Annotated in this window: 1 protein-coding gene; it reads right to left on the bottom strand. The window is 72.2% G+C overall.

Translation table 11 applies throughout. The annotated features are described in order from the left end of the window. Window positions 1-86: 86 nt before the first annotated feature. The gene (gene ssb / locus IH25_RS0136765) at window positions 87-599 is read right to left on the bottom strand and encodes a single-stranded DNA-binding protein (protein ID WP_030621380.1); all 513 of its coding nucleotides are present in this window, start codon (window positions 597-599) and stop codon (window positions 87-89) included. Between the last annotated feature and the right edge of the window lie 52 nt (window positions 600-651).

Below are 651 nucleotides of genomic sequence, written 5' to 3'. Positions count from 1 at the left end.
GTCCCGGAGCCAGGCCCGGAAGTCGCGGACCGCCGCGCGGTCACCCTCGGTCAGTACGGTCCGGGGGTCGTTGCCGCACCCGCCCCTCAGAAAGGGGGTTCCTCGGTGTACCCTCCGTCCTGCGCCTGGCCGTTCGCGGCGGCACCCGCCGGGGCTCCGGCCGGGACCGCCGGACGGGTGCGGGAGGCACTGGCCCACGCGTCGTCACCCGGGGCCGATCCCTGGGACTTGGCCACCTTCGTCACGGTGGCCGTGGCGAACGTCAGGTCAGGGCCGACCGCGGACCCCTCGACCTCCCACGCCGAACGCTTCTCGTTCGTCTTCTCGTCCGTCCACGTCCGCTGTCGCAGGTCGCCCACGACCAGGACGCGCATCCCCTTCGTGAGAGTGCCGGCCGCGTTCTCGGCCAGGGACCGCCCCACCGTGACCCGGGGGCAGTCGGTCCCGGCCTCCCGCCACTCGTTCGTCTGCCTGTCGAAGGTGCGGCGGTTGACCGCTACGGAGAACTTCGCCACGGCGGCCCCGCTCGGGGTGAAGCGGAGTTCGGGGTCGTCGGTCAGGTTGCCCACGATGGTGATCGGGGTGCCGTTCGTCGTCATGCTGTCTGCCTCCTGCTCGATGGGTCGGTGTCGTCGGGGGGGTGAAGGGAAG

This window comes from Streptomyces achromogenes subsp. achromogenes (assembly GCF_000720835.1).
GTDB classification, from domain to species: domain Bacteria; phylum Actinomycetota; class Actinomycetes; order Streptomycetales; family Streptomycetaceae; genus Streptomyces; species Streptomyces achromogenes.
The sequence above is the reverse complement of the archived record's forward strand: the minus strand, read 5'-3'. Positions and strand labels throughout refer to the sequence as shown.

What these genes read in the sequence shown, in the direction of transcription:
- ssb (WP_030621380.1), bottom strand. Translation starts at nt 599, where the DNA reads ATGACGACGAACGGCACCCCGATCACCATCGTGGGCAACCTGACCGAC.